Genomic DNA, 219 nt, shown 5'->3' with positions numbered 1-219 from the left:
CCTGCTTCCCGCTGCGCGTGGCCGCGTTGCGGCGCAACTCGCGGGAGACCGTCCCCGGGGCGCGCCCGATCCTGCGCGCGATCTCACGCACCCCGATCTGCTGGGCGCGCAGCAGCGCGATCTCCTCGCGCTCCTCGAAGGACAGGTAGCGGCCGGTGGGCTCGGCCAGCGAGATCGGTGGCATGCCGCCAGCGTGGCGAAACCAGCGGGCCCCGACCG

Annotated in this window: 1 protein-coding gene; it reads right to left on the bottom strand. The window is 74.9% G+C overall.

Going from position 1 to position 219, the window contains the following annotated elements; translation table 11 throughout:
• Positions 1-219, bottom strand: a 219-nt coding sequence (locus FVA95_RS30590) for a helix-turn-helix domain-containing protein (protein ID WP_240051827.1), incomplete at both ends; no start/stop codon positions are given.

The organism is Pseudonocardia sp. EV170527-09 (genome assembly GCF_008369905.1).
In the GTDB taxonomy this organism is placed as follows: Bacteria; Actinomycetota; Actinomycetes; order Mycobacteriales; family Pseudonocardiaceae; genus Pseudonocardia.
The sequence above is the reverse complement of the archived record's forward strand: the minus strand, read 5'-3'. Positions and strand labels throughout refer to the sequence as shown.